Here is an 8175-nt window from a genome sequence, read left to right as displayed (position 1 = left end):
CCCGCCATGTTTATCGCCGATAATCAACGTCGGTTCAGATGTCTCCCGATCCCAGACCCGCGTCAGCAGATTCATACACAGTCGCGTCAGCATCACTCCTTTACTGCCATACTCGCGGCACAACGCATTGAACCGTGCGGGTAATACAATCTCCGAGCAGATCCCCCGCAGCTCAATGCCCGCTGAGTCCAGCGCCTGCTGCAGACAGTCTTGAGACTCCTCAACCGTCTCAACGTCGACCACGGCTGGCAGTTCAAACCGACGCTCTCCACTCCACGGTTCTCCCTGTATTTCATCCAGATGGGCGGGAGACGCAATCAGTAACCGCCATAACTCTCCCAGCGAAGCCAGTCGCTCCGTCCGATTGTGCAGTTGCAGAAACGGCAGCGTCGAACGTTCCAGCGGCGCCAGGCCCGCACTCGCGGAGTGTACCTGTTTGGAATCGGCCACGTGCAGATGCTTCGAGTTCTTGCGAGGCCTGGTTTGTGAAATCACCGATTCTAATGCCGACCAGAAATCAAACTGCCGCGGATCATCGGGTAATTTCCACAAACTGGCAGTGATCACCAGCGGCCCCAGGTTGGGACCGTAGCCAGCTTCATCCATGCCGATAATCAATCCCATTGTCAATCACTGTCTGCTTAAGGAACGCGTTGCAGAGCTCACGTCTCCGCGGAATTACCTTCGAGCCATGATAAAACATTCCTCTCAGCAACGAAACGTTGACCACCCGCCAAAACCGAAATCCACTTTGATTCCCGGCCAGACTTCGTCTATTCAAAACGAATCAGACCGAACGTATCGGGTCGTGGCTCCACCGTCAGCGGATGATTCCAACCCTCCAGGCCCATCGCAGGCAGAATCCGTATGACCGAAAGCCCCCACGTGCTGCGTTTCAAACGAGTCGCAGGCGCCAGTTCAGACAGGGGAATCGCGATCTCCGTCCGCCAGGTCTGCTGATCCTTTTCCCGGGCCACATACCAGCGTGGATTCCAGCTGCGATCAATCCAGCAGCGATCACTCGTCCAGCCCCGATGATCAATTTCCAGCTGGTAAAACGTGGTGTAATCCCGGTCGATATCGAATGCCAGCGACAGTCGATCCTGCAGTTTGAGATCCGCATCATACCCGCGCCCACTATCAGGAGCCGCCGGATATTCCAGGCCCTCCTTAATCGGAATACTGGCCGCGATATAAAGATTTTCGTTGTCATAAGACAGCAGCACAAAAGCCCGGTCCAACGGATCGACGCCGGCATCCGCTTTATTTTCCATCCCGGCGGCCGGCTTCTCAGACAGCGTCAATTCATTCGCAGCCTGCCAGCATTCGTCTGACAACAGCCCATCCAGCACCGGTCGTGTTTTTGTAAAGCGACACAGATACACGGGGCGTGGCGGCGTACTCGCCGGATGCAGCAACCAGTTTTCTGCTTTCGCGATGTTTCGCCACGATTCATTCGCTTCCGGCTTATGGAAGTTATGAAAGATGTCGTCCGCTTTGCCGTGCGAACCGATCAGCCGATACAGCGATGCCAGCGGAATCTGTACTTCGGGTGTTTCATAAAACGCCGGTGCAAACTTCTGGAACCAGCGGACCGCAGACAGCGCCTGCTTCTTCCAGCTCTCCGATGTCTGCGTACTCCCGTTCTCGGGAGCCCCCGTATTGATCTGGCCCACCTGTCTCACCGTCTCCAGAGACGGGGAAGGCAGCTGTTCTGAAAACCGGGCTGCATTCTGTACCGCACTTGCTGCCTGCGCGGGATTACTCGTCGATCGCGTTCGCTCCACAGGCACACCACGATTGCGCTGCCATGCGATTTCTTCACTCGACCAGAGCTGGAACAGCCACAGCATCCCCCGCACCGCTTCCGGCTCGCGCGGGAACTGTTCCACCAGTTCCTGGTAGGTGGCTTCTGCTTTCACCAGGTCATAACTGGCCACATACTGCTGCGCCAGTTGCTCCAACTGCAACGCCGCCTGTCGACGCGAAAGCCCCTGCGTAATCGTTTTCAAATGCGACATCAGCTGCGCAGAAAACAACGGATCATCAATCAGCTTCGCTGCCATCGCCCTGATATTCCGCTGGCGCTCTGCCAGCTTGCGATTGCGTTCTTCGTCGTCAGCATTGATTTCATTCAGCATCCGGCGGGCATCCGAACCCGGCGCCAGACCAATGCCGGCAAACAGGCTTCCCCCGCTGATCGCCGCCTGCTCGCCCTCATTTACGTCAATCAGTCGATACACACTGCGGGCGGCATCGGAACTCAGTTCTTTTCCGAGAATCTGTTTTCCGGTCGCCGAGACCGTCGAAGCCGTCGTTCCCAGTCGTGGCAGATATTCGTCCGCGTCTACAGACACGTTTCCCGAACTCCCCTCAGGCAGTCGCAGATAGACTTTCCTGACTTTCCACGGGCCCAGCCCCGCCTGTTCTCGATGCTCAATATAGCGTGTGGGATCGGCGGCATAACGCACGGCCTGCAGCATCGCATCTTTCATCAACGTCGAAGCCGCATCCTTTCCCACCGGCTGATCCAGAATCACGACTTCCGGTCGCCACGTTCGCAACTGAGCGACAAAGCGACTCAACGTGACCGATGCCAACCGACCTTCCGTGTGCCGATTCCATTCCTCAATCAGGCGATCCGCGTTCTGTTCCAGTTCGGGAATCTGCACCGGAAAACGCCAGTCCATACTTCCCACTGCGCCACCCACACTGGTCACTGCTTCATTCAGTCGCAAATCCAGGTCTGCATTCTGTTGTCCTTCCGAACCCATGTCCCGACGAATCGGCAACACCACCAGACTGCGATAACCCTGATCGCCGGCATATTTACTCAACAGATCAAACGAAACCTGTTGCGTCTGAGCGTGCACACACATGAACGCCACGCGACGGGGATCCGCATGATTCGAGCGCCAAGTCCGCCCGCCATCGTCTGTCGAAAGAATCGTTCCCAGCGCACCGACGGCGTAACCGTTCTGATCGTCCACAAAATCAATCGAAGCCAGCGGCGCACTCTCACCGGTCCACTGCTGCCGCCAGGTTCTACCCCGATCGTCTGAATGCCAGATCACCGATCCCGGATCACCGGCCACCCAGATCCGTTCGCCGCGAACTTCGACCGTTTTGAAATCAACAAAGTCTTTGAGCTGATCGGGCAGCGCCGTTTCCGGCATCTCCCATACGATCCCCCGGTTCTCCGTCTTTCTCAACAGAGCGCCATCGCCGACCATCCAGCCAGCCCCCGTCATGGGAACCTGGACATCCTGCAGCCCGCGTAATCCCTGGGGCGGAAATCGCGGAGGCAGAACCGTTCCGCCACCGACGAGCGTCATCCGTCCCTGCGAACCGGCCACCAGTCCCGTATCGACATCAAAAAACGCGGCACTCCGATAACCGGCGGACTCGTACCCGGTCACATCCTGCCAGGTCTGGCCGCCGTCTGTGGTTTTGAAAACACCTGTCGCATGCTGCACCGAACTGTCGCCGATCACCACGCCTTCATCCATTCCGAAAAAACGCACGTAATGCAGGCGCGGCAAACGTTTCTGCACCAGTTCCTGCCAGGTCTGGCCTCCATCTTTTGTGAATAGCAGCACGCCCTGGTTCAGATGCCCGTAAGCCGCGGTGCCTCCACCTGCGATCCAGCCAATCTGGTTTGTCAGGAAGCAGATGCTCTTCAACGGACAATCCACGGGACTCGCCACGAACTTCCAGGTGCGGCCCCCATCTTCGGTCTTGCGAATCACGCCCCGGTCCCCCACGGCCCAGCCGGTATTCTTGCCCAGAAACTGGACGGCATGCAGATTCGCATCGTCCAGCAGAGGCGAACCTGCAGACGGGGAAGGCGTGTCAGCAGACAGGGACGGCAGATTCAAACAGCAGCCGAACAGGAAGAGCAATCCCCACAGCAGACAGCGCACGGGGAGTTTTTCGTTCTTTCGGGTTAGAAACAGCATCGGACATCCTTGTTCGAATAAAACGCGTCACAGAGCAGCAGGCCTCCGTTGCTCTTGAAATCAGGTCTGTTTAGTTTACAAAAAATGCAGATTTTACGGGAGGGGAAGTTTAAACGCATTGCAGGAGCATTTTCCTGAAATCCCGGTCATTTCATCCCCAGATTGCCATCCACTTCCCTTGATGGCCCTCCCCGGATTGTTATACTGGGAAATCCTCTTCATTGAGACCATTTTCAGTCATCCGTACAGGTCATCTGATTTGAGTCACAAATGAGCCCAAGTGGCGGAATTGGCAGACGCGCTAGCTTGAGGGGCTAGTGGGGGTAATCCCCGTGGAGGTTCGAGTCCTCTCTTGGGCACTTTGAAACATAAGGACTTAGGGCAATTCAGCTCTAAGTCCTTTTTTCGTGCCGACTGACTCAGCCTGTCCATCCACCTGAAATTCCTCTCATTAAGGAGACTCTCCCAATTCCGATAAAGTTTCTTTGGCTAATTCATGTCCCTGACTGGCAGCTTTGCGAAACCACGCCACCGCTTGGTTGTAGTCCTGCTTAACGCCTTTTCCATTAGCATACATGATTCCCAGATTATATTGTGCATCGGTTTCTCCCTGTTCAGCAGATTTGAGAAACCACTCCAGCGATTGCTTTAAGTCTTGCTTAACACCCTCTCCTTTATAATACATGAATCCTAGATTGTATTGTGCATCGGCATTCTGCTGTTCTGCAGCCTTTCGAAACCACTCCAGCGCTTGCCTGTAATCCTGCTTTACACCTTCTCCGTCACGATACATTGCTCCTATATTAAATTGTGCAGCGTCAAATCCTTGCTCAGCAGATTTACGAAACCACTCTATCGCCTGGTTGTGGTCCTGCTTAACACCTTCCCCATTAAGATACATAGTTCCTATATGATATTGTCCGACGCGATTCCCTTGCTTTGCAGCTTTTTGATACCACTCCATGGCTTTGAATGGATCTTGCTCGACCCCCACACCATTGGCATACAAGACCCCTAAATTGCTTTGTTCCATGGCATCCCCAGACTCAGCAGCATTAAGACACCGTTCAAACTCCTGTCGCATCTCTTTTTTTAACTGCTCGGACTGAACCGAATTGGCTTCTGATTCAGGTTGTGGATTGACGCCTTGATTATCCTGACAACCACTAATCAAAATCAAACCACAAACAACTAACGAGAGTACCCCGCGTTCATAATTCATTTCAGTTCCCTCTCTCATCTTTTTTCATCGCCTGTCTGCTATTCCCACTGAAAATATTCGACTTGACTCCGCCTCGCCGCGAAACAAAATAAGCACTAAACTGAGTCGCGCGCGTGGTCCAGTATTTCTTCACTTAAAAAAGTCGAACCACGGCAGAAATCAGCAGTATGAAACCCGCTCGTTTCCGCACGATTTTTCAAAAGCCTGCTCAAACATGTCGTGCGTATCGACACACAACGCCCCGGCATCGCCCCGGCCCACCCCGGCGTCGCCCCCATAACCGCCCACATCAACCCGTATCGCCACCCGATTTTATTCATCCCCCCTTGACGCGCCCGCGCCCCTGCAGAAAATCGGATCAATGGAATTGACATGCGAATGTACAACATCATGAGATTACATACTCGAATAAGAAACATCAAAGGTCCACCTCGCTCTACTCACTAAACCAACGGATGCCCTTCGTCGGCTCGTCCGACACTGCCCGAAAACCAGACATCTCACCCGACGCACATTATAGAAAAAGAGAACGCAACCCGAGAGATGAAAATTGAGTACTGGATAAAAACAATGAATCTGATCTAAACTCCGGCATTCAGAGATATTAGTTTGATCGGTCCGGAACTTTGATCTGCTGAAGCTGATTGATAATACCGTCCAGACTCTTATAGTCGATCCTGTAGCCATCATAATCAGCGATCTCCAGGTGAGTCAGATCTTTTCGTCTGGTTTGATTTTTCTACATCGCTTTTTCCTGTTTGTTCCCCACCTGAATTCCCCGAAAATAGCTGTGCAGAGACAACTTCACCGGGTAGCATGATATCAACGATTCTGTCCTCTGAGGCGCTCATCAGGAAAGTGATATCATGCGCAGTCGATGCTGGATTCCCTTCTTTGCGTTTGTAACCATGCTCTGTCTGGCAGTGACCCGACAGGCAGAAGCGAAGCAGCCTAACTTTGTCTTCATCATCGCCGACGATTGTACGTTTCGCGATATCGGCTGTTACGGCGGCCAAGCACATACACCGCACATCGATCGGCTGGCAACCGAAGGCATGCGGTTCACCCGCTGCTTTCAGGCAGCTCCCATGTGCTCCCCTACCCGGCACAATATTTATACCGGCCAGTATCCGGTGAAAACCGGAGCCTATCCCAATCACACGCAGGCCAATCGCGGAACGAAAAGCATTGTGCACTACCTGAAACCGCTCGGCTATCGCGTGGCCCTCAGCGGTAAAAGCCATGTCGGTCCGAAAGCCGTCTTCCCCTTTGAGAAACCGGAAGGTGAGGGACTGGTGGCTGCAGCCGATCATTTTTTCCGGGAATGCCAGGGACGCGACGATCCATTCTGCATCTTCTTCTGCTCCCGTGAACCACACTCACCCTGGGATCAGGGAGATCCAAGCCGCTACGATGCCAGCCAGTTGAAGCTGCCCCCGTACTTCGTCGATACCCCGGAAACACGCGAAGCCATGACCCGCTATCTGGCGGAAATCACCGTGTTCGATGACGAAGTGGGCGGCATCCTTAATCAACTCGACAAACATGGGTTTCGCGACAACACACTGGTCATCGTCGTCAGCGAACAGGGCAGCAGCATGCCGTTTGCCAAGTGGACCTGTTACGATTCCGGCCTGCAATCCGCGATGATTGCCCGCTGGCCCGGCAAAATTCAACCCGGCACTGTCAACCACGCCATGATTGAATACGTCGATCTGGTCCCCACGTATGTGGAAGCCGCGGGAGGCACGCCTGCACCGGTGCTGGATGGGAAAAGTCTGCTGCCGGTGTTCGCAGGTAAACAGGAGCATAAAGACCATGTGTTCGGCGAAATGACCACGCGGGGCATCATCAATGGCTCCTCCACGTTTGGCATTCGTTCCGTGCGTACGAAAGACTTCAAGTACATCTGGAACTTCACACCGGACATCGAATTTCGCAACGTCGCCATGAAATCGCCCGAGTTCAAAAGCTGGGAAGCGAAAGCCGCCGCCGATGCCGACGCTGCCGATAAAGTGCGCCGCTACAGAAAACGCCCCGCAATTGAACTTTACGACATCCACAAAGACCCGTTCGAGTGGCATAACCTGGCCGGCAAACCGGAGTACGCGGCCGTGCAGGCCAAACTCAAAGCAGAGCTGGACGCCTGGATGAAACACTGCGGCGACAAAGGCCAGCAGACCGAACTCGAAGCCGACCAGCACACAAAAAATGGTGGGAAGAAAAAGAAACGGAAAAACAAATGAAGCAACTCGTTTTCAGTTTATTATTGCTATTCACAGCAGGCTTCTTTGCCAACGCAGCCGCCGCACAAGAAAGCCGCAAGCCGAACATCATCCTGATCATGGCCGATGATGTCAGCTGGGAATGTTTCGGCAGTTACGGTGCGGACGATTATCAAACGCCGCACATCGACAGGCTGGCGCAGCAGGGAATGCGGTTTACGAACTGTTATTCCACGCCCCTCTGCACGCCGTCCCGCGTCAAGCTGATGACGGGCAAATACAATTTTCGCAACTACACCCATTTCGGTTATCTGAATCCCAAAGAGAAAACGTTCGGCCAGATGCTGCAGTCCGCGGGTTACAAAACCGCCATCGCCGGTAAGTGGCAGTTGAACGGACTGTATCACGGTGCGGAAGGGCACGCCGACAATACGCGGCCGTTCCAGGCGGGCTTCGATGAATTTTGTCTCTGGCAGGTGACGACGAAAACCAAAATTAAAGAAGGGGGCGGCGAGCGTTTCTGGAGTCCGCCACTGGAGCAGAACGGCAGGTTCCTCACGATCAAAGACAATGCGGACAAATACGGCCCGGACATCATGTCGGACTTCCTGTGTGACTTCATCAAAAGGCACAAAGATGAGCCGTTCTTTGTCTATTATCCGACGACGCTGGTTCATAATCCGTTTGTGCCGACACCCGATACCATTGGAGACGCACCACGTACACAGGCTGCCAACAAACAGCCCAAAGGCAAGCAGGCCCGCAAAGC

General features: G+C 54.3%; 6 protein-coding genes and 1 tRNA gene. 3 read left to right on the top strand and 4 right to left on the bottom strand.

Going from position 1 to position 8175, the window contains the following annotated elements; translation table 11 throughout:
• Together AACZ40_RS26820 and AACZ40_RS26815 are read right to left on the bottom strand one after the other, a co-directional pair.
• Positions 1 to 630: hypothetical protein (locus AACZ40_RS26820; protein ID WP_339676624.1), on the bottom strand; the 630-nt coding region annotated here is incomplete at its 3' end.
• A 143-nt stretch (positions 631 to 773) separates the two neighbouring features.
• A complete protein-coding gene (locus tag AACZ40_RS26815; RefSeq protein ID WP_291170115.1) occupies positions 774 to 3959 on the bottom strand; it encodes a YCF48-related protein in 3186 nt (1061 codons plus the stop codon).
• Between the two features lie 274 nt (positions 3960 to 4233).
• Here AACZ40_RS26815 and AACZ40_RS26810 point away from each other — a divergent pair.
• Positions 4234 to 4318, top strand: a tRNA-Leu gene (locus tag AACZ40_RS26810).
• A 92-nt stretch (positions 4319 to 4410) separates the two neighbouring features.
• On the opposite strand, the gene AACZ40_RS26805 is transcribed toward AACZ40_RS26810, so the two are convergent.
• Both AACZ40_RS26805 and AACZ40_RS26800 read right to left on the bottom strand, forming a co-directional pair.
• Positions 4411 to 5181 (bottom strand): tetratricopeptide repeat protein, encoded by a 771-nt coding sequence (locus AACZ40_RS26805; RefSeq protein WP_291170113.1) that lies wholly within the window; start codon positions 5179 to 5181, stop codon positions 4411 to 4413.
• A 159-nt stretch (positions 5182 to 5340) separates the two neighbouring features.
• Entirely contained in the window at positions 5341 to 5487 is a 147-nt protein-coding gene (locus AACZ40_RS26800; protein ID WP_291170111.1) for a hypothetical protein, read from the bottom strand.
• Positions 5488 to 6047: 560 nt separating this feature from the next.
• On the opposite strand from AACZ40_RS26800, the gene AACZ40_RS26795 reads away from it, so the two are divergent.
• Both AACZ40_RS26795 and AACZ40_RS26790 read left to right on the top strand, forming a co-directional pair.
• Positions 6048 to 7427: a sulfatase gene (locus tag AACZ40_RS26795; protein ID WP_291170109.1), complete on the top strand. Its 1380-nt coding sequence runs from the start codon at positions 6048 to 6050 to the stop codon at positions 7425 to 7427.
• On the top strand, positions 7424 to 8175 hold a 752-nt coding region (locus AACZ40_RS26790; RefSeq protein WP_339676618.1), incomplete at its 3' end, for a sulfatase-like hydrolase/transferase. The genes AACZ40_RS26795 and AACZ40_RS26790, both read left to right, overlap by 4 nt.

It is taken from the genome of uncultured Gimesia sp., from assembly GCF_963972345.1.
GTDB lineage: Bacteria > Planctomycetota > Planctomycetia > Planctomycetales > Planctomycetaceae > Gimesia.
The sequence above is the reverse complement of the archived record's forward strand: the minus strand, read 5'-3'. Positions and strand labels throughout refer to the sequence as shown.